Genomic DNA, 20770 nt, shown 5'->3' with positions numbered 1-20770 from the left:
CGCGGCGGTGCGGGGGCGATGAAAGTAGGGGAAGGTGGGTTGTGGGCGATGATCGAACGCAAGTTGTAAGGGCAACAATGCAGGCATAAAAAAACCGCTTCCGGTGAGGGAAGCGGTTTTCACACCCGCGCTATCAGAACAACTTCAACGGCGGTGCTTGTTCTTTCAACGGCTCGTTCTTCGCAGTCTGCTCGTTCCAGCCACCGCCGAGGGCCTTGTACAGGTTGACCTCGCTGGTGAGCTGCGCCAGGCGGTCGGTGATCAGCGATTGCTGGGCACTGAACAGTTGGCGCTGGGCGTCGAGGAAGGTCAGGTTGCTGTCGACACCAATGCGGTAGCGACGCTCGGCCAGGCGGTAGTAATCCTGGTTAGCCTCGACGAAGCCGCGCTGGGCATCCAGTTGCTGCTTGTAGGTCGCACGCGCGGCCAGGCCGTCGGAGACTTCCTGGAAGCCGGTCTGGATGGCCTTCTCGTAGTTGGCCACGTTGATCTCTTTTTGGATCTTCGAGTAGTCCAGGCTTGCGCGCAGGCTACCAGCGTTGAAGATCGGGATGTTGATCTGCGGGGCAAACGCCCAGGTTCCCGAACCGCCTTTGAACAGGCCACCCAGGGTAGGGCTGGCAGTACCGGCGCTGGCGGTCAGGCTGATGCTCGGGAAGAACGCCGCACGGGCCGCGCCGATGTTGGCGTTGGCGGCCTTGAGGTTGTACTCGGCTTGCACAATATCGGGACGACGTTGCAGCAGGTCCGATGGCAACCCGGCCGGCACTTCGCTGAGCAGGTCATCGGACAGCGGCTTGCTGGCGATATTCGCCGGCAGGCCGGTGCCCAGCAGCAGGGTCAGGCTGTTTTCGTCCTGGGCCACCTGGCGGGTGTAACGCGCCAGTTGCACACGGGCGTTTTCCACCGAGGTGCGTGCCTGGCTGAGGTCGAGGGCCGAGGCCACGCCGACTTCATTGCTGCGCGAGGTGAGCTTGTAGCTTTGCTCGAACGCGGCCAGGGTGTCCTGGGTCAGCTTGAGCAGCTCCTTGTCGGCCTGCCAGGTCAGGTAGGCATTCGCCACGCTGGCCACCAGGCTGATTTGGGTGCTGCGACGTGCTTCTTCAGTGGCGAAGTACTTCTGCAGCGCTTCTTCACTGAGGCTGCGCACGCGACCGAACAGGTCCAGCTCATAAGAGCTGATCCCAAGGCCCGCCGAGTACTGGCTGGCGATGGTCGATTCGCCGGTCTGCGACAGCTTGGCCGGGGTGCGCGAACGGCTGCCGTTACCGGTGGCCGACACGGCCGGGAATAGGTCGGCACGTTGGATCTGATATTGCGCCGCATAGGCGTCGATGTTCAGCGCCGCGACACGCAGGTCACGGTTGTTCACCAACGCGGTCTGGATCAGCTGTTGCAGGGCAGGGTCATGGAAAAACTGCTTCCAGCCTTGCTCGGCAGCGGCCTGGCTCGGCGCCTGGGCCGACGAATACGCCGGCCCCTGCGGGAACTGCGCGGCCACCGGCGCTTCGGGGCGCTGATAGTCAGGTATCAGCGAGCAGCCACTGAGCACGAATGCGGTGACGGCTAGGGAAAGTAGCGACTTGCTCATTGGCCAGCCTCTTTAGGAGTTTCAGTAGTGTCTTTCTTTTTGCGTTCGCCAGCGGCGGACACGGTTGCGTAGAACAGCGGCACCCAGAAGATCGCCAGCACAGTGGCCGTGATCATACCGCCGATAACGCCGGTACCGATTGCGTGCTGGCTGCCTGAGCCGGCGCCGGTGGAGATTGCCAGCGGTAGTACGCCGAGCATGAACGCCAACGAGGTCATGATGATCGGGCGCAGACGCATACGGGACGCTTCGATAGCCGCCTCGACGATGCCTTTGCCTTGCTCGTGCAGTTCCTTGGCGAATTCCACGATGAGGATGGCGTTTTTCGCCGCCAGGCCCACCGTCACCAACAGGCCCACCTGGAAGAACACGTCGTTGGACAAGCCGCGCATGCTGGTGGCGATCAGTGCACCGATCACACCCAGTGGCACAACCAGAATCACCGCAATCGGAATCGACCAGCTTTCGTACAGTGCTGCCAGGCACAGGAACACGACCAAAAGCGACAGTGCGTACAGGGCTGGCGCCTGGGAACCGGAAAGGCGCTCTTCGTACGACAGGCCTGTCCAGGCATAACCGACACCGGCCGGCAGTTCTTTGGCAATGCGTTCGACTTCGGCCATCGCATCACCGGTACTGTAGCCCGGTGCCGGGGTACCGAGGATTTCCATCGCCGCTACACCGTTGTATCGCGAAAGCTTGGGCGAACCATAGATCCACTGGCCCGACGAGATAGCCGACAGCGGCACCATTTTCCCGTCGTTGCTGCGCACGTACCATTTGTCCAGATCTTCAGGCGACATGCGGCTGGCGGCGTCACCTTGTACATACACCTTCTTCACGCGACCACGGTCGATGAAGTCGTTGATGTAGCTACCACCCAAGGCAATGGCCAGGGTCTGCTGGATATCGGCGAGGCTGATGCCTTGGGCACTGGCCTTCTCGTCGTCAACGGTCAGCTCGTACTGCGGCTCATCGTTCACGCCGTTAGGGCGTACGCCGGCCAGCACCTTGCTTTGTGCCGCAGCGCCCAGGAACTGGTTACGTGCAGCCATCAGCTTGTCGTGGCCGACGCCACCCTGGTCTTGCAGGAACACGTCAAAACCGGTGGCGTTACCCAGCTCCAGCACCGAAGGCGGCACGATGGCAAATACCATGGCGTCCTTGAAGGCCCCGAAGAAGTAACCCTGGGCACGCTTGGCCACTTCGAACACCGACTGGCTCGAATCCCGCTCGTCCCACGGCTTGAGCATCACGAACGCAAGACCCGAGCTCTGGCCACGGCCAGCAAAGTTGAAGCCGTTCACGGTAAACACCGATTTCACTGCCTTGCCTTCGCCTGGCTCGCCTTCCTTGTCGTTCAGCAGGAAGGCGCGCATGTCGTCGACGACTTTTTGCGTGCGCTCAGCCGAAGCACCGACCGGTGTCTGCACCTGGGCGAAGATCACACCCTGGTCTTCCTCAGGCAGGAACGCGCTTGGAATACGGGTGAACATCCAGATCATGCCGGCCAGGATCAGCGCGTACACCAGGAATGCCGGGATCTTGTGCTTGATCATGCCGCCCACGCCGCGCTCGTACTTGAGTACGCCACGGTCGAAGGTGCGGTTGAACCAGCCGAAGAAGCCGCGCTTGGGCTGGCCGTGTTTTTCCGGATCAATCGGCTTGAGCATGGTGGCGCACAACGCCGGGGTGAAGATCAGGGCAACCAGCACCGACAACGCCATCGCCGAAACGATGGTGATGGAGAACTGCCGGTAGATCACACCGGTAGAACCACCGAAGAACGCCATCGGCAGCAGTACCGCCGACAGTACCAGGGCAATACCCACCAGGGCGCCCTGGATCTGGCCCATGGACTTGATCGTTGCTTCCTTGGGCGACAGGTGCTCCTCAGCCATTACCCGTTCGACGTTTTCCACCACGACGATGGCATCGTCCACCAGCAAGCCGATGGCCAGGATCATGCCGAACATGGTCAAGGTGTTGATGGTGAAGCCGCACGCCGCCAGGATCCCGAAGGTGCCCAGCAATACCACCGGTACGGTCATGGTGGTGATGATGGTGGCACGGAAGTTCTGCAGGAACAGGAACATCACCAGGAACACCAACACAATCGCTTCGACCAGGGTGTGAACCACACCGGAGATCGACTCGGTCACGACCGGGGTGGTGTCATAAGGCACCACCGCCTTCATGCCAGGCGGGAAGAACGGTTCCAGGGACTTGACTGTTTCGCGGATGGCCTTGCCAGTGTCCAGGGCGTTGGCACCGGCCGCCAGCTTGATCGCCATACCCGAAGCCGGCTTGCCGTTGAACTGTGCACTGATGCTGTAGTTCTGGCCGCCCAGTTCGATGCGCGCGACATCACCCAGGCGAACCTGGGAGCCGTCGGTGTTCACCTTCATCAGGATCTTGGCGAATTCCTCGGTGCTTTGCAGGCGCGTCTTGCCGATGATCGTGGCGTTCAGCTGGGTGCCGGGCAGGGCAGGCAGGCCGCCCAGTTGGCCGGTGGCCACCTGCACGTTCTGGGCCTTGATGGCATTGCTGACGTCCACTGGCGTGAGCTGGTAGTTGTTCAGTTTGGCCGGGTCGAGCCAGATACGCATGGCGTACTGCGAACCGAACACCTGGAAGTCACCCACCCCCGCGGTACGGGAGATCGGGTCCTGGATGTTGGACACGATGTAGTTGGAGAGGTCGTCCTTGGTCATGCTGCCGTCTTCCGACACCAGACCGATCACCATCAGGAAGTTCTTCACCGACTTGGTCACACGGATACCCTGTTGCTGCACTTCTTGCGGCAGCAGTGGGGTGGCCAGGTTCAGCTTGTTCTGTACCTGGACCTGAGCGATATCCGGGTTGGTACCCTGGTTGAACGTCACGGTGATGGTCATGCTGCCGTCGGAGTTACTGTCCGAGGAGACATAACGCAGGTTGTCGATACCGTTGAGCTGTTGCTCGATGACCTGCACCACGGTGTCCTGCACGGTTTGTGCGGACGCGCCTGGGTAGGTCACCTGGATATCAATGGCCGTTGGCGCAATGGCCGGGTATTGGTTGATGGGCAACTTCAGGATCGAGAGTGCCCCGACCAGCATGATCACCAGGGCAATTACCCAGGCGAAAATGGGACGGTCGATAAAAAATTTCGACATGGATTACTCCCCTTGACCAGCAGCGGCAGCAGGCGCTGCGGCAGTACCGGCGGGTTTAGCGTTGGAGGCTTCCGTGACCTTCACCTCGGCGCCTGGCTTGACGTACTGCAAGCCTTCGGTGATGACGCGATCACCGGCATTGAGGCCTTTTTCCACCAGCCAGTAGGCACCGGCGGTACGGTTGGCAACCAGTTCACGTTGCTCGACCTTGTTGTCCTTGTTCACGATCAGCGCCGTCGGAATGCCGCGCAGGTCACGGGTCACGCCTTGTTGCGGAGCCAGGATGGCCTTGCTGTTCACACCGGCCAGCAACTGGGCGTGGACGAACATGCCCGGCAGCAGCACGTGGTCAGGGTTGGGGAACACGGCACGCAGGGTCACGGAACCGGTGGTCTGGTCGACCGACACTTCGGAGAACTCCAGCTTGCCGTCCTGGGCGTAAGCCGTGCCGTCTTCCAGGGTCAGCTTGACCTTGGCAGCGTTGTCGCCGGCTTTTTCCAGTTGGCCACTGGCCAGGTCGCGACGCAGCTTGAGCATTTCAGCTGAAGATTGCGTGACGTCGACGTAGATCGGGTCCAGTTGCTGGATCACCGCCATGGCGTCGGCCTGGCCATTGCTGACCAGTGCGCCTTCGGTGACCGAAGAACGGCCAATACGCCCGGAGATCGGCGCGTACACCTTGGTGTAGCGCACGTTGATCTGGGCGGTTTGAACGTTTGCCTCAGCAGTCATGCGGTTGGCAACGGCGGTGTCGTATTCCTGACGGCTGACGGCCTGCTCCTCGACCAATTGCTTGTAGCGATCGGTGATGGACTTGGTCTGGGTCAGGCTCGCCTGTGCGCTTTTGAGCGTGGCTTCATACACCGACGGGTCGATCTGGTAGAGCTGTTGCCCTTCCTTCACGTCGGCGCCTTCCTTGAACAGGCGCTTGAGAATGATGCCGTTGACCTGCGGCCGAACTTCCGCAATGCGGAAGGCCGTGGTGCGGCCTGGCAGCTCGGTGGTCAGGGTATAGGCTTGCGGTTGAATGGTGACCACGCCGACCTGAGGGGTTTGAGCGGGCGGTGCCGCTTCTTCCTTTTTACATCCGCTGAGCAGCGATGCCAGGGCGACGGCAGTGACCAGAGCGGTAACAGCTGGCTTAAGTTGCATGAAGATCCTCGGGTCAGGCGCGCAGAGTGCGCACAAGAAGTGTGGAAGGGTAAAAAACAAGCCGTGAGTGGATAAGTAGCTTGCTACGCAATATACTTACGTTCATGGTTGTTTGTAAACTCTTGACAGGCTTCGCGCAATGCTGACAAAGCACCGCTGCAAGCCTCGATTCTAGTACGTTCGGCGCCCATGACGGCGTCGTCCCACAATTATTCAGATGATGGTCAAGTACCATCCACAGTGTCCTGATTGAGGTTTTACTGCCATGGTTCGTCGCACCAAAGAGGAAGCTCAGGAAACGCGCAGCCAGATTCTCCAAGCCGCCGAGCAAGCCTTTTATGAGCGTGGCGTGGCGCGCACCACCCTGGCGGACATCGCCGCGCTGGCAGGGGTGACGCGCGGGGCTATCTATTGGCATTTCAGCAATAAGTCCGATTTGCTCCAGGCCCTGCTCGACACGCTGCACGAACCGCTGGACGAACTGGCCCGGGCGAGTGAAAGCGAGGATGAAGCCGACCCGCTCGGCTGTATGCGCAAGCTGCTGATTCATCTCTACCATGAAGTGGCCCTGGACCCGAAAACCCGGCGCATCAACGAGATTCTGTTTCATAAGTGCGAGTTCACCGATGAAATGTGCGACATGCGCCGCCAACGCCAGACCCACACCCTTGAGTGCAACCTGCGCATCGGCTTGACGTTGCGTAACGCGGTCCATCGCGGGCAACTTCCAGCCACGCTGGATACCACCCGTGGGGCCGTGTGTATTCATGCGTTTATCCACGGGTTGATCGGCCAGTGGCTGCTGGTGCCTGACAGTTTTCAATTGCATCAGGACGCCGAGCGCTGGGCGGATATAGGGCTGGACATGCTGCGCCTGAGCCCCAGCCTGCGCAATTGAAACAAAATGCGTAATTGCAACCCGTTGTGTCAACAGTAAAGCCTAAAGACAGTTAATCGTCCTTCTGCCTGATTTGTGGGGTGACTTTATATACGGCCTGGCGGGCGGTTGATAGGTAGCCGGCTAAGTATTTTGTAGCGATATTGTTGCAAGGCTGTGAAGGAATGTTACCTGCGGCCCATAAAAAGCCCTGGCTCTCGAAAGCCGGGGCTTTTTTATTTCAATTGAATGCCAGGGAGGGTGGTTAGGACTTGACAGCGCTGGGCGAGTGAAGGCGGTCAAGTGCGCGGCCGCCTAGCATAAAGGTTATCCGATAACAACTGCCTGAGTAGACAGGTGTGTGGTTTTTTGTGGCTCGTTAGTGTCTGCATCCAGAGCGGGCAGCCGCAGTGGCGAAAAACCTATGTCGATGAGGAAGCAGGTTATGGGTGCGGTAAAGGTGTTTGATGAGTTCACCGTAAAGTATGACGCTGTGCACCGGGCGTATTGGACTAATACGTTGAGTGAAGACGATTTGAAGCAATGGCATGAAGCCCAGCTTAGAACAGTCTTGCGCCACGTTAAAAACAAGTCCGCTTTCTATGCCGGGCATTTGAAGGACATCAATGTCGACGGTGTCACGCTGGCGAATCTTTCGTCACTGCCTTTTACCACCAAGGACGATTTGCGCGAGTCCATGCTGGACATCCTGTCAGGCACATTGGAAGACAGTATCTATTACTACGAAACCACCGGTACCACCGGCCCAGCGACACCTTGTCCGAGGGATAAGAAGGAAAGTTATGCCAGCAACAAACAACTGGCCATGTCATATCAAGCGGTATTGGAGAAGCATTTCCCCACAGAGAAAACAGTTGTAGGCGTCATGGGACCGACCGAGGTGCATTCCTTCGGCGATACCTTGGGCGATGTCTGCCAACAACTGGGGGTCTGTAACGCCAAAATCTGGCCACATTCCCCCGTCATCGGGTACCCCAAGACGCTCCAGTTGATGAAGGATTTGCGTATTGGTGTTGTTGCGTCCGCACCTGGACTATTACTGGCATTGGCCAAGGAAGCCGAGCGACTTGGCTTTAATCCTAGTCAGGACTTTCACTTGCGGGCGTTCATGATGAGCGGCGAATTGTGCACGCCAGCGCTGAAGAACAACTTGTATAGCCTCTGGGGCTGTGAAGCCTACAACAGCCTGTATGGCTCCCAGGAAACAATGATCATTGCCGCGGCCAACGCCAGCGATCAACTGATGCCTCACCGACTCAACTACATCATTGAAGTGCTGAATCCGCAAACGGGTGAAAGCCTGGGTGACAGTGGCGAAGGGGAGCTGTGCGTCACAATGTTGATCGATGGAGTGAAGCCGCTGATTCGCTACCGTACGGGCGACCTGGTTTGCATACAAAAAAATCCGAAGAACCCTATCGCCCATGCGCACGTCATGAAAGTGGTCGGGCGGGTCAAGGATGCGATGACGCTCAACGGTAAGGCTTTCACCGCTGGTCATATCGAGCAGGCGCTGCTTGAAGGTGTGGAGCAATGTCTGGGTTATCAGATCGTCATTAACTCCGTGAACGGCAGGGATACGGTGATCGCCAAGATGGAAATGTCCAGGTTCTATGAAGGCGACCGCAGCCAATTGACATTACTGATTCGTGAGCGTGTACGCGAACGCCTGGGCGTCGAGGCCACGATCATGGTCGTCGATGACCTGGATGATCACGTCAACCTGGGCAGTTGGTTTAGTTGGAAAGAAGCGCGAATCGTCGATCAGCGCAATCGCTAGGCTGGGTCTGCGCATGAGCATGTCCGTGAAAATCGTTTCTGCGAAAAGTGAACTGTTCCAGAAAGTCTGCGCATTAAGGTCTCGCTATATAGGTGATAACCCGGCCAACGAGGAAAGTTTTTTCGATGCCGAGGTGGTGCGCGATACCTGTTCGTACCACATGGCTTATTTCGACGGCGACGAGATAGTCGGCGCTATCCGGATAACGCCATTGGGGCATGGCATGAGCTTTGTCGAACGTGTAGTTGACGTAGGCCACTACTTTGCTCACCCCCTGGACTCATTTGATGCCAATCGGTTGGTGTTGGATGAAAAATACAGAGGGGGATTGCACTTGAGGTCATTTCTTCTGCAAACCGCCATCTGGTTGAAGGCTAATACGCACTTTCAGTACATCTCGGCTTTATGCCGTGGGCGTTTGGCTGCCCTGTATGTCGATATCGGCGGCCATGTTCTGGCTGACGATATTACCTGGACGAACCGCCAGTCATCACGGGATTACAGTTTGGTTTACCTGGAACTGGAAACCGTCTTTAACACCATCAAAGGAAAAATAGCTCATGGATAATTTTTTCAAAGAACTGGACGCGATTGTTGATAGCGGCTGGGCCAAAATCAAGAAAGGACGTTATTGGAATCACAGCCTTGAGCAGACGATGACGGTCGAGCTTTATCAGCAGGTGATGCTCCAAGTTTATCACTACACCCGTTTCAACTCGATTAATCAGGCGGCCTGTGCGTTCAGCGCGGACCCCAGTCAGACTACGTTACTTCGCTTTGTCTACAAGCATGCGCTTGAAGAATTGGGGCACGAAAAAATGGTGATTCGCGACTTGGAATCCATCGGCGCCTTGCCTGTATCACTGCCCGCGCCGCTCCCGCCTACTCAGGCGCTGATCGCTTATTTGAATGACGTCGCCATTCGTCTTGGGCCGGTCGCGCGACTGGGTTACAGCTATTGGGCGGAGGAGGTGTATGAGCATATCCAGCCGATCCTAAACAAGTTTCGCACCGACCTGGGGCTCAAGGACGAGCAGATGACATTCTTCGTCGCCCATTCGAGCATTGACGAAAAACACTCCGAAGAAGTTCGTCTTGCGATGCAACGCTCGGTGAGGACGGATGAAGAGCGGACGCTTATCAAGGAAGTCGCCCGGGTGACCCTGTACCTCACCGGTCAGTTGCTGGAAGAGTCGTTGCTCGAATACGAGCGTATCGCCGACGCGCCGCTGGCCAAGGCGTCCTGAACTGATGAAGCTGATCGTCATTGTCGGGTCAAACCGCTTGCACGGGGTCAGCAGCCAGGTGGTGTCGTTGATTCGACGCCACTTGGAGGGACGCGCCTCTGTCCAAGACCTTTGGCTGCGCGATTATCGTATCGACTATTGCGACGCTGATAACGCGTGCTCACATCGCGATTGTTTACTGCAGGACGATGTCGGCGCGATTGTCGATGAAATGGCCAGGGCCGACGCCATCCTGTATCTACCCGTCATGCATGCCTATGGTACCAACAGCCGGTTCCAGGCGTTCCTGGAACGGGTGGGTTACGGCTTTTTGCGCCCCAGGGAGCGGCCGTTGCGGGACAAGCTTGCCGCGGTGGCAGTGGTGGGGCGCCGGTACGGACATACGGCCGTGTTCAGTCAGGTGGTGCTGAACGTTCTGTTGAACAAGATGGTGCTCGTTGGCTCCGGCTTTCCAGCCACATTCAACACGCAACTGGTTCAGGACACTGAGGCGGAACAGGCTCTGCGGGAGACGCTGGATCGCCTCCTTGAACACTTTCAAAAATTGAATGCACACCCACGCCAAGGCGCGGAGCGCCTGCGTCTGCTCAAGCAAGTCCAATTTCAAACGGGATGATGAATTAATGCCTATTCGCGATTCGTTGATAGCTGTCCTGGTCGCTTTTTTATGGGGCGCCCAAGTGACAGCAGTTAAAGTTGGGGGGCAGGAACTTCCGCCAATTCTCATGGTTGCCATGCGCTTTGCCTTGATGGCGATTGTATTGGTGCCGTTTTGCGGGATTCCTAAACGCCGTGAGCTCCTTCCTGTGTTCTGGATCGCCTCGCTGGTGGGAGCTCTGCATTTCGGGCTTTTATACTGTGGCATCTCGCGGGTGGATGCCTCCACTTCTGCTGTTGCGTACCAACTGGCCACACCTTTCACGTTGCTGTTGGCTTTCGCCGTCTTGAAGGAGCGAATTGGTTTGCAGGTGGTAGTCGGGATTGTCATCGCATTGATTGGAGTGCTGACGGTGGTAGGGGGGGTTGGCCGCGGCGGTGCGTTGTCGGGGGTGTTGCTGGTGATTGTTGCGGCGTTTGTTTTTGCGGTGGGCACTGTCCTTACCAAGCGCTGGGGACCTTTCAATCCTGTGGCGATCAGCGCGTGGACAGCATTGATTGCCGCACCGGAGTTACTGATGGTCTCCGCCGCGGTGGAGGGGGATGCATGGGGTTCGGTGCTGACTGCCAGCCCGAAAGCATGGGCTGCCGTCCTGTATACCGCTGTCAGTGGCGGGCTGATTGGGTTTGGCCTGTGGTATTGGCTTTTGGGGCGGCACCCGGTTCAGCGCCTTACGCCGTTCCTTCTATTGGTGCCAGTATTTGCAGTGGCGGTCAGCCAGGTACTTCTGCAGGAAGGTGTTTCGCTGAGCTTGGTCGTCGGTGGTGTTGCGGTTTTGGCAGGCGTTGCACTGTGCCAGGTCCGGCTACCGGCACGGCAAGTCCGCGCCGGAGATGCTCCTGTCGAATGATTGGCGAACCCGTTGAGAGGTAATGTTCGATGAATTGGCCAGGTCAGTGGGTATTGCTCGCCATGCGTAAGCAAAACCGGTTCCGCTACAGGCTTAAGGTCCGGCGGTGGAAGGGGCAAGGTTATGAAGTCGCCTACTTGCAATCGAGCAGGGTCAAGACCGGCCCTACCTTGGTGTTCCTTCATGGCCTGGGAGCCAGCAAGGACCAGTGGGGCCCTAAGCTTTACTCGTTGGTTGAGACCTGTAACTGCGTTTTCCTTGATCTTCCTGGAGAAGGCGAGTCGTCTTTCGACGGCTTGCAAAGCTATGACCCTACGGCTCAGGTGGTCCGATTAAGGGCGTTTTTCGAGGCGCATGCCTTCCCGGAGCTGGTGTTGATAGGCAGCTCTATGGGCGGCTGCATTGCCTGTCTTTATGCTGCCACTTATCCGGCAGAAGTTTGCGGTGTAATCGCGCTGGCACCTGCGGGGTTATCTTCGACACGGCTCAGTGCGGCGATGAATCAGTTTCTGGAGTCGGGCAGACACCCTTTTGGCTATCGCTGCGTTGACGAAATGCAGGCCCTGTGGGAGATGATATTCACCCGGCCGCCGAGGGTACCAGCCTTTCTGGCGAGGGCGCTGGCCAACAAGGGGGCGCAGCGCTATGAGAAAATCGGAAAAATACTAAGGGACTTCAAGGACGCCGGACTGTACCCGCTTCAATCGCGATTGGCGGACGTTCAAGCCAAGACGTTGGTGGTGTGGGGGCGCAATGATCGGGTCTTTGATGTTTCGTGCCTGCATGAGGTCCACCGGCTTTTGCCACAGGCCAGTATTTGCGTTATCGAAGATGCGGGGCATGTACCCTACCTGGAGTGTGCCGAGCAAACCCTGCAGGCTATTCAGTGGTTTCTCGCAGGGACTCAAGCGTTGCCTGACTCAGTGTGAGAGCACCTGTAAACCGTGGGTAATTGAGGTTGACCCCTATTGAACCTATGAGTAGTATCCAACGGGTATTCAGGAATCACTCCTGCAATGCCCTCAAGACACAGGAAGTCTTAAATGTACTACCGACTATCAGTGCTGAAGAGCTCCCTCGGATCGTCCTCCGGGTCCAACACTGCCCATCTTTCGGTTTTCAAAAGCAATATCTGGCGTCGCTAATCCAGCAACCGCCGGTGTCTTGCTGCCTGTTTCAGTCAAACACCCCTAATTGGTAACTCATTAATAGCCGAGCGCTATTATTCGATTTTTCGTGGCTGGTCCCGGGAAAATCGTAATAGGCGAATGGTGCGCTGAAGTTCTGTCTCTTTTTTGAGTAGGTGCTTTTGCGGGCCCGAGTGCGCGTGTGGCTGATGAGTCCTTCACATCAATAATTAACTGGTTGAACTGCCAGGCAGTTTAAGTAATCGCTCTGTGCGTTCGATTCTGCTGTGTGAGCCTGTTATCCATAAAAAGGAGTTATGTCATGCGTGGGATAACCACACCCGTGAGCGTTAAACTACATACCGAAAGTTTGAAGTGCGACCCGCTTGTTGTCTATGAAGCGGCGGCAAAAGTACTCGGTGCCGACAAAGTCTTCATTCTCGAATCGCTGTCCGGCCCCAGCCGGGATCGCAAGGCAACAATTATCGGACTAGAACCTCTATTGGCGGTAAAAATTTATGAGGGGTATGCAACACTCGAAGCCAATGAGCAACTGTTCAGTTATTTAAGAAGTGCATTGTCTGCTCAGGAAATAGTTCTGGATGACCATGGCCGTATAAACATTCGTTCGAACGATGCGGTATGGAATTTGCTGCGTGCGTTACAAACACCCTTTGAGGTTCAGCGTCAGACTCACCCCAGCCTCGCTTTTTTTGGCTACCTCTCTTATGACTGCGTTCGGTTTGTCGAGGAAATTCCCCACTTGACCGAGCAAACCAATGATTATCCGATTATTGCCTTGACCGTATTTCAGACGCTGGTTTACTTCCATTCCAATGGAACAGTGGACCTCATGGTCAACAACAGTTCCCTCTGGAAATCCCGTAGTACCGATGACTACGTTGCGCTACTGGCAGATGCCAAGGGTATCCCGGCTGATGACTCTCCGATTATTTACCCGTCGGTCACGGTCGCGCGCGATACGGTGCAAAAAGAGCAATTCCTTGGCTGGGTCGACAAGGCGCTGGAGCACATTCGCCAAGGTGATATTTATCAGATCCAATTGGGTCATGAGGTGCAGGTGGATACGCCGGTCAAACCTTTTGATGTGTACCGTGCGTTGCGCAAGAACAACCCGTCTCCTTACATGTATTTGGCCAACCTGGGGGGCGTTGACCTGATTGGCGCAAGCCCCGAGCTATTTGTTCGCATCAAGGACGATCTGATTGAGATGAGGCCCATCGCCGGCACCGTGGGCAAAACCCCTGGCATACCGTCGAGCGAGCTGATTTTAAGCATGACACGCTCTGAAAAAGAACGGGCTGAACATTTGATGCTGGTGGATTTGTGCAGGAATGACATCGGTCGTGTCTGCCAGCCAGGTTCACTTGAAGTCGATGAATTGATGTTGGTCGAAGAGTACTCGCACCTCTATCACATGGTCTCCAACGTGCGTGGCTTGTTGCGAAAAGGCTTCGATGCCTTCGACGTGATCAAGGCTTCTTTCCCCGCGGGAACCATGACCGGTGCGCCAAAAATACGTGCGATGCAGATTATCGAAAGCATGGAAAATAACCGTCGTGGAATATATGCCGGAGCAGTCGGTTTGATCGGATTCGACGGCAGCATCAATACGGCTTTATGCATTCGCTCAGCGGTTCATAAAGAAGGTACTTATTACCTGCGTGCGTCGGCAGGCGTGGTGGCCGACTCGGTTCCGGATAAAGAGTGGACCGAAACCTTCTACAAAATGGGTTCTGTCTATCGTGCGGTTACCGGCAAGGAGATGCTGCAATGAAAGTTTTCTTGATTGATGCCTATGACAGTTTTGTTTTCATTATCAGCCAGTATCTTGAACAGCTTGGACTGGAAACCCATGTGGAGCGCAATGATGTTCCAAATTTGATCGAACGTATCGAAGCGTATGCGCCAGACTTTTGTGTCTTGGGCCCAGGGCCTGGGCACCCGCAGGACGCGGGGTACATTGAAGTCATCCAAAACTTTAAAGGGCGCCTGCCGATATTGGGCGTCTGTTTGGGGCATCAAGCCATCGGTCTGGCGTTTGGCGGGGCGGTCATCCGAGCCTCGCATGTCATGCATGGCAAGATCAGCGCCATCGATAACGATGGGCTAGGTGTCTACGCCCATACAGGGGGGCGTTCGATCAAGGCGACTCGTTACCACTCGCTGATTATTGATAACGAGGGGCTACCCGGTGAACTGGCAGTAACGTCCACCTCGACCGATGATGGATACATCATGGGCGTGCGGCACGCTGACTATCCGATAGAGGGAGTCCAGTTTCACCCCGAAAGTATATTGACGGAGGACGGCCTTGGAATATTTAAGAGCTTTATAGACCAACACTGTCTCCAAGCAGGATTGTAAGCGGCGCGCAACGGGTCGCTTGTTCAGCGGCCCGTTTTTTTAACCAAGTTGTATCAAAAAAGCTTCTATGAGTGGCAGGGATTCATCGTGGATGACTTATTTAGGTATAAAAAAGAAGACGTACTCCTGAGGGTTAATTTCAAAGAAGTATTGGATGACTTTTCCGTGCTGGCCACCGACTTGCACCGACGAGATTGGGAACGCCATCTGCGCAAGGTGCTGCGTCGTATTGGCTATCAAAGCTATTTGCTGAGCTTGGGCCCTTCAACCACCAGTGACCCCTTTAACAGGATCATGACGACTTATCCTTCTGACTGGCTCAGGCGATACAAGGAGGAGAACTTCATTCAGGTGGACCCGATAATCAGGCATTGCCGCCATCACTTCGCGCCTCTTTTCTGGGGGCTGGCACGCAGACAAGCACGAGGTCGGTCCCATCAGTTCTGGACGGAGCGCGAGGGGTATGGGCTTTTGCAGGGTGTCAGTATTCCCCTGCGTTTTAACGAAATGGCCGGATCGCTCAACGTCGCTCAATGCGTGAGCTTTACCGACGATCTTGGCGATGACCTGAATGGTCCGTTAGGCAAGCTATTCATGCTGATTCCCTTCCTTCTGGAGGGCTCCCAAAAACATTTGAACGCAGTGGGTGAGCAACTCTGCAATCTGACATTAAGGGAGTCAGAAGTGCTGAAATGGTCTGGTGTGGGCAAAACGACTTGGGAAATGAGCTGCATCTTGGGATGTTCAGAGAGAACCATCAATTTTCACATTGCAAATGCGAGTCGAAAGTTGGGCTCTTTCAGCCGGCGGCAAGCCGTCGGCGTGGCGTTGGCGCAGGGACTGATCTCTCTATAGAAAATGATTCAAGAAGAGGCCGGTCATTTCAAATCATGCCAAGCGTTTCTCGCCGTCCATAAAAAGCCCCGGCTGTCGCAAGCCGGGGTTTTTTGTTCCAGTCGATCAGAGTGCCAGCGTCGGGTAGTCGATATAACCCACCGGGCCTTTACCGTAGAAGGTCTCCGGATGCGGCTCGTTCAACGGCGCATCAGCCTTCAGTCGCGCCGGCAGGTCCGGGTTGGCGATGAAAGGAATACCGAAGGCCACTGCATCCGCCTTGCCCGCCGCCAGCCAGGCATTGGCGCTGTCTTTGGTGAAACGTTCGTTGGCGATGTACGCGCCGCCGAAGGCTTTTTTCAGCTGCGGGCCAAGGCTGTCTGCGCCTTCTTTTTCACGGGAGCAGATAAAGGCGATACCGCGCTTGCCCAGTTCGCTGGCGACGTAGGTGAAGGTCTCGGCGAGGTTGTCGTCGCCCATGTCATGCGCGTCAGCACGCGGTGCCAGGTGCACGCCCACGCGGCCGGCGCCCCAGACTTCGATGGCGGCGTCGGTGACTTCCAGCAACAGGCGCGCACGGTTTTCCAAAGAGCCGCCGTACTGGTCGGTGCGCTGGTTGGTGCTGCTTTGCAGGAACTGGTCGAGCAGGTAGCCGTTGGCGCCGTGGATTTCCACGCCGTCGAAGCCTGCGGCCTTGGCGTTCTCGGCGCCGGTGCGGTAAGCGTCGACGATGTCGGCGATTTCAGCGGTTTCCAGGGCGCGCGGGGTCGGGTAGTCGGCCAATGGGCGAACCAGGCTGACGTGGCCTTTAGCCTGAACCGCACTCGGAGCCACCGGGGTTTCGCCGTTCAGGTAGGACGCGTGGGAGATGCGGCCCACATGCCACAACTGCAGGAAGATCTTGCCGCCCGCGCCATGCACGGCCTTGGTGATGTTGGCCCAGCCGCGCACCTGGTCGTTGGACCAGATGCCGGGGGTGTCCGGGTAGCCCACGCCCATCGGTGTCACGGAAGTGGCTTCGCTGAGGATCAGCCCGGCGGAGGCGCGTTGCACGTAGTACTCGGCCATCAGCGCATTGGGCACGCGGCCGGCATCCGCGCGGCAGCGGGTCAGCGGCGCCATGATGATGCGGTTCGACAGTTGCAGGTCGCCCAGTGTGATCGGATCGAAAATAGTCGTCATGGGAAAAACACCTTCTCTTTCAAGTTGATCAGTGGGTCGCGGGGGCCAGGTCGGCATTGGCGCCCTGACGGAAAGTGATCAGGGTCACCAGCAGCGCGAGAATCGCCAGTGCGGCGGCCGCCAGCGGCACGCTGGTCAGGCCGAAGCCGTGGGCAATCACGCTGCCGCCGACCCAGGCGCCGAGGGCGTTGCCAATGTTGAAGGCCCCGATGTTCAGGGTGGACACCAGGTTCGGCGCGGCCTTGCCGAAGGTCACCACGTTGATTTGCAGCGCCGGCACGGCGGCGAACGAAGCGGTGGCCCACAGGAACAGGGTGATTTCAGTCGGTATCACCGCAACGCTGGTCCAGCTCAGCACCGTGCAAACCACCGCCATGCTGATGAACACGCCGATCAAGGTGGCCGCCAGGCGCTTGTCCGCCAGTTTGCCGCCGATGATGTTGCCCACGGTGAGGCCCAGGCCGATCAGCAGCAGGGTCCAGGTCACGCCTTTGGGCGACACGCCAGTGACATCGCCCAGCAGCGGCGCGACGTAGGTAAAGAGGGTAAACATGGACGCGGCAAACAGCGCAGTCATGCTCAGTGACAACCAGATACCGGCGCCCTTGAGGGCGGCCAGTTCGGCACGCATGTCGAGTTTTTCTTCGTCACGCTTGGCGGGCAGGAAGCGAATAAGGCCGATCAAGGCGATCACGCCAATCACGGTCACGGCCCAGAAGGTCGAGCGCCAGCCGGCTTCCTGGCCCAGCGCCGTACCCAGGGGCACGCCCAGCACGTTGGCCAGGGTCAACCCGGTGAACATCAGCGCCACCGCCGACGCACGTTTGTTGGCCGGCACCAGGTTTGCCGCCACCACCGAACCAATTCCGAAGAAGGCTCCGTGGCACAACGCCGTGACCACACGGGCAAACATCAGCACGTTGTAGTCGCTTGCCAGGGCGCAGAGCAGGTTGCCGATAATGAAAATACCCATCAACGCTACCAGCGCCGCCTTGCGTGGCAGCCTGGCGGTGGCCAGTGCCATGAACGGTGCGCCGATGGCCACGCCCAAGGCGTAACCGGTGACCAGCCAGCCGGCGCCGGGAATTGACACACCCAGGTCTGCCGCCACATCGGGCAGCAAGCCCATGATGACGAACTCGGTGGTGCCGATGGCGAAGGCGCTCAGGGCCAGTATGAGTAGCGAGAGGGGCATGTACGTGTCCTTGGTGATTACGGTGCGCTGAGTTCGGTAATGAGCGCAGTCAGAAAGGCTTGGATCACTTCCTCATTGCGCTTGAAAAAGTGCCACTGTCCAGCCTTCTGGCTGCTGATCAGACCCGCACGTTGCAAGGTGGCCAGGTGGGCCGACACCGTCGACTGGGACAAGCCGCAGCGCTGGTCGATCTGCCCGGCGCAGATGCCGTATTCGTGGTTGTGCAATTGCTCGGGGAACTGCACTTTCGGGTCTTTGAGCCAGGTGAGGATGTCTCGTCGTACTGGGTGCGCCAGGGCTTTTATTATTTCGTCGAGGTCGATGGACATGGCAGGGTGCTCGGTGTCGTAAAGCGTTATATCGCGATAAGGCGAACTTTAGATCGTAATATCCCGATATACCAATATGATTTTGATCTGAGGCCAGGTCGAATCGGTATATCGGGTTATAACGATATGTTGGTGGCAGTGGTAGACTGCGCGGCATGAATTATCTCGCACATCTGCACCTGGGCGGCCAACTTCCTGCGCAATTGCTGGGTAGCCTTTATGGCGACTTCGTCAAAGGCCGCCTGCAGGGCCAGTTCAGCCCGCAAATCGAAGCGGCGATCCAGTTGCATCGCTCCATCGACCGCTTTACCGATAGCCATCCGCTGGTGGGCGAGGCCTTGTCGCGCTTCAGTCTGACCCGCCGGCGCTATGCCGGGATCGTCCTCGATGTGTTTTTTGACCATTGCCTGGCGCGGGATTGGGCGCTGTATGCCGACCAGCCTCTGGAGCGTTTCACGTCCCAGGTGTATCAGGTGTTGGCGGCTGAACCCGCGTTACCGGGGCGGCTGGCGCAGATTGCGCCGTATATGGCCGCGGATGATTGGTTGGGCTCGTACCGCGAGTTTGCGGTGATGGACCAGGTGCTGCGCGGGATTTCGCGGCGGCTGACGCAGCCTGAGGAGTTAGGATATGCGATGCAGGAGTTGCGGGTTTTATATGAGCCCCTGAGTGAGGACTTTCGACTGTTCTACCCAGAGTTGCAGAAATTTGCGCAATCTCAACTGACTACATGAGAGCTGAATGTGGGAGCTGGCTTGCCGGCTCCCACATTTGGATTGTGTTCACATTGCTTCAGGCTGCGAATGCAGGTCGAGCAGCCACTTGCTCTGCTTCCGGCACTGGCCCAAACAACGCCTTCTGCACCGCTTGCTGCGCCTGATACGCCAACGCCGCACGTTCCTGCCCAGTGCAGGCAATCGGCTTGAGCACATGAATCTCTACATCGCCCTGGTCATTGGAAAACAAGCGCATCAGGTGCGAGAGCAAATCATCATCGCCAATAAAGGGCGCCAGCGGGTCGACCTGGCCGTCGCGCAGATACCGAATCGCCACCGGCTGCAGCGACACATCCGCATCGATCGCGCTGGCCAGCAAGCGCCCGTGGAACGTGCGCAGGCCGCGACCGTCGGTGGTGGTGCCTTCGGGGAACATCAGCAAGGGGTGCTGTTGTTCCAGATGACGGGTCATCTGCTTGCGAATCAGTTGGCTGTCACCTGAACCGCGACGAATAAACAGGCTGCCAGCCTTGGCCGCCAGCCAGCCCGCCACCGGCCAGGTACGTACTTCGGCCTTGGACAAAAACGACATCGGCGCCACCATGCCCAGCAACGGGATATCCGTCCAGGACACATGATTGCTCACCCACAGCATCGGCGTTTGCGGCAACTCGCCATGCACCGTCACGCGAAAGGGCAGGGCGTTGGTCAGCCGTGCCATGAAGAAGCGCGACCAACGCTGGCGCCGCACCATCGAGTTAGCCACCCCCAGGCGCTCGAACAGGCCGAACACACTGGCCATGCTCAACCCCAGCCCCACCACCAACAGCACGCGGGCGATGCGCCCGTAAATGCGCAGGCGGTTCATCACATGGCCGCCTTGAAGTGGCGCGCGTAACGCGGGCACAACTCGTCGCGCTTGAGCAGGATAAACACGTCGGCTACCTGGAAGTCTTCATCCCAGCACGGCTCGCCGCAGATCTTCGCGCCCAGGCGCATGTAGGCCTTGAGCAGCGGCGGCATTTCGGCGATGACGTTGGACGGCAAGTCCAGGGCCGGCAGCGGTTTTTTCGGTTCGGCGCGCAGGTGTTCGTTGCACAGGTAGCGCTCGCGCAGGCGCTGCATGATCGCGTGGGCCTGGATGCCGCCATCGTGCATCGGGATGCTTGCGCAGCCCATCAGGTAGCTGTAGCCACCCTGGTTGAGTACCTCGGCCAACTCGCCCCACAACACCGCGATGGTGCCGCCATTGCGATAGGCCGGGTCGACGCAGGTGCGGCCAATCTCCAGAATCGGGCCCTGCAAGTGCAGCAGGCCATGCAGGCTGAATTCTTCTTCGCTGTAGAACCGGCCCAGGGTGCTGGCGGCCTGGTGGTCGAGCAGACGGGTAGTAGCGACGAGTCGACCGCTGTTCAAATCCCGCACGCCGATATGGCTGCAGTGAACATCATAGTCATCCATGTCCAGACCCAGTTCCGCGCCTTTCAGCTTGGCGTTGAACTCGCCGCTGAACACGTTGAACCGCAGGGCCTGGGCTTCCTGCAATGCCTGTGCGCCTACCAGGCGTTCGGCTTGCAGACGGCGTTCATTGCCTTTGTCGCTGATGCGGGCGATCTGAGTCATAGCGAGTCTCCGGGTGCCGGCCAGGTTGCGGCCAGTCGACTT

At 57.7% G+C, this 20770-nt stretch carries 19 protein-coding genes; 11 read left to right on the top strand and 8 right to left on the bottom strand.

The features are described 5' to 3' along the window. Positions 1–133: 133 nt before the first annotated feature. The 3 genes from adeC to AC4PS6_RS01775 are packed head-to-tail and all read right to left on the bottom strand — an operon-like array spanning position 134 to position 5901. Positions 134–1591 (bottom strand): AdeC/AdeK/OprM family multidrug efflux complex outer membrane factor, encoded by a 1458-nt coding sequence (gene adeC, locus AC4PS6_RS01785; protein ID WP_003189337.1) that lies wholly within the window; start codon positions 1589–1591, stop codon positions 134–136. Next, positions 1588–4749: an efflux RND transporter permease subunit gene (locus tag AC4PS6_RS01780; protein WP_014717302.1), complete on the bottom strand. Its 3162-nt coding sequence runs from the start codon at positions 4747–4749 to the stop codon at positions 1588–1590. The genes adeC and AC4PS6_RS01780 overlap by 4 nt, the downstream gene beginning before the upstream one ends. A gap of 3 nt (positions 4750–4752) precedes the next feature. Continuing rightward, the gene (locus tag AC4PS6_RS01775; RefSeq protein ID WP_014717303.1) at positions 4753–5901 is read right to left on the bottom strand and encodes an efflux RND transporter periplasmic adaptor subunit; all 1149 of its coding nucleotides are present in this window, start codon (positions 5899–5901) and stop codon (positions 4753–4755) included. A gap of 265 nt (positions 5902–6166) precedes the next feature. On the opposite strand from AC4PS6_RS01775, the gene AC4PS6_RS01770 reads away from it, so the two are divergent. From AC4PS6_RS01770 to AC4PS6_RS01725, 10 genes are all read left to right on the top strand, one after another. After that, entirely contained in the window at positions 6167–6799 is a 633-nt protein-coding gene (locus tag AC4PS6_RS01770; protein ID WP_020300997.1) for a TetR family transcriptional regulator, read from the top strand. 424 nt (positions 6800–7223) lie between these two features. Further along, positions 7224–8579: a phenylacetate--CoA ligase family protein gene (locus AC4PS6_RS01765; protein WP_014717305.1), complete on the top strand. Its 1356-nt coding sequence runs from the start codon at positions 7224–7226 to the stop codon at positions 8577–8579. Between the two features lie 13 nt (positions 8580–8592). Next, a complete protein-coding gene (locus AC4PS6_RS01760; RefSeq protein ID WP_019817825.1) occupies positions 8593–9147 on the top strand; it encodes a hypothetical protein in 555 nt (184 codons plus the stop codon). Continuing rightward, positions 9140–9826, top strand: a complete 687-nt coding sequence (locus AC4PS6_RS01755) for an iron-containing redox enzyme family protein (RefSeq protein WP_014717307.1) — start codon at positions 9140–9142, stop codon at positions 9824–9826. Before AC4PS6_RS01760 ends, AC4PS6_RS01755 begins: the two co-directional genes overlap by 8 nt. A gap of 4 nt (positions 9827–9830) precedes the next feature. Next, positions 9831–10442 carry a flavodoxin family protein gene (locus AC4PS6_RS01750; RefSeq protein ID WP_014717308.1) on the top strand — a complete coding sequence of 204 codons (612 nt, stop codon included), beginning with the start codon at positions 9831–9833 and terminating at the stop codon, positions 10440–10442. A 7-nt stretch (positions 10443–10449) separates the two neighbouring features. Further along, positions 10450–11334, top strand: coding sequence for a DMT family transporter (locus tag AC4PS6_RS01745; protein WP_014717309.1), 885 nt, complete (start codon positions 10450–10452; stop codon positions 11332–11334). Between the two features lie 29 nt (positions 11335–11363). Then, on the top strand, positions 11364–12263 hold the full coding sequence (locus AC4PS6_RS01740; RefSeq protein WP_014717310.1) for an alpha/beta fold hydrolase: 900 nt from the start codon (positions 11364–11366) through the stop codon (positions 12261–12263). Positions 12264–12783: 520 nt separating this feature from the next. Further along, the gene (locus AC4PS6_RS01735) at positions 12784–14259 is read left to right on the top strand and encodes an anthranilate synthase component I family protein (RefSeq protein ID WP_014717311.1); all 1476 of its coding nucleotides are present in this window, start codon (positions 12784–12786) and stop codon (positions 14257–14259) included. Continuing rightward, positions 14256–14849 carry an anthranilate synthase component II gene (locus AC4PS6_RS01730; protein ID WP_014717312.1) on the top strand — a complete coding sequence of 198 codons (594 nt, stop codon included), beginning with the start codon at positions 14256–14258 and terminating at the stop codon, positions 14847–14849. Before AC4PS6_RS01735 ends, AC4PS6_RS01730 begins: the two co-directional genes overlap by 4 nt. Before the next feature lie 87 nt (positions 14850–14936). Continuing rightward, on the top strand, positions 14937–15704 hold the full coding sequence (locus AC4PS6_RS01725) for an autoinducer binding domain-containing protein (protein ID WP_019817822.1): 768 nt from the start codon (positions 14937–14939) through the stop codon (positions 15702–15704). A 105-nt stretch (positions 15705–15809) separates the two neighbouring features. On the opposite strand, the gene AC4PS6_RS01720 is transcribed toward AC4PS6_RS01725, so the two are convergent. Genes AC4PS6_RS01720 through AC4PS6_RS01710 form a run of 3 tightly spaced genes read right to left on the bottom strand, consistent with a single transcriptional unit; the run spans position 15810 to position 18389 of the window. Continuing rightward, complete coding sequence (locus AC4PS6_RS01720; RefSeq protein WP_014717314.1) at positions 15810–16865, bottom strand: alkene reductase; 1056 nt, start codon at positions 16863–16865, stop codon at positions 15810–15812. Between the two features lie 28 nt (positions 16866–16893). Beyond that, positions 16894–18060, bottom strand: coding sequence for an MFS transporter (locus AC4PS6_RS01715; RefSeq protein WP_020300999.1), 1167 nt, complete (start codon positions 18058–18060; stop codon positions 16894–16896). A 17-nt stretch (positions 18061–18077) separates the two neighbouring features. Next, the gene (locus AC4PS6_RS01710; protein WP_003189349.1) at positions 18078–18389 is read right to left on the bottom strand and encodes an ArsR/SmtB family transcription factor; all 312 of its coding nucleotides are present in this window, start codon (positions 18387–18389) and stop codon (positions 18078–18080) included. A 155-nt stretch (positions 18390–18544) separates the two neighbouring features. Between AC4PS6_RS01710 and AC4PS6_RS01705 the strand changes: the two genes are divergently transcribed. After that, a complete protein-coding gene (locus AC4PS6_RS01705; RefSeq protein WP_014717316.1) occupies positions 18545–19123 on the top strand; it encodes an acyl carrier protein phosphodiesterase in 579 nt (192 codons plus the stop codon). Between the two features lie 58 nt (positions 19124–19181). On the opposite strand, the gene AC4PS6_RS01700 is transcribed toward AC4PS6_RS01705, so the two are convergent. After that, positions 19182–19973: a lysophospholipid acyltransferase family protein gene (locus AC4PS6_RS01700; RefSeq protein WP_014717317.1), complete on the bottom strand. Its 792-nt coding sequence runs from the start codon at positions 19971–19973 to the stop codon at positions 19182–19184. After that, positions 19973–20728, bottom strand: coding sequence for an L-ornithine N(alpha)-acyltransferase (olsB, locus tag AC4PS6_RS01695; protein WP_003189352.1), 756 nt, complete (start codon positions 20726–20728; stop codon positions 19973–19975). The genes AC4PS6_RS01700 and olsB overlap by 1 nt, the downstream gene beginning before the upstream one ends. Between the last annotated feature and the right edge of the window lie 42 nt (positions 20729–20770).

It is taken from the genome of Pseudomonas sp. DW-iso17 (assembly GCF_058725345.1).
This window is presented reverse-complemented; position numbering and strand designations above follow the sequence as displayed.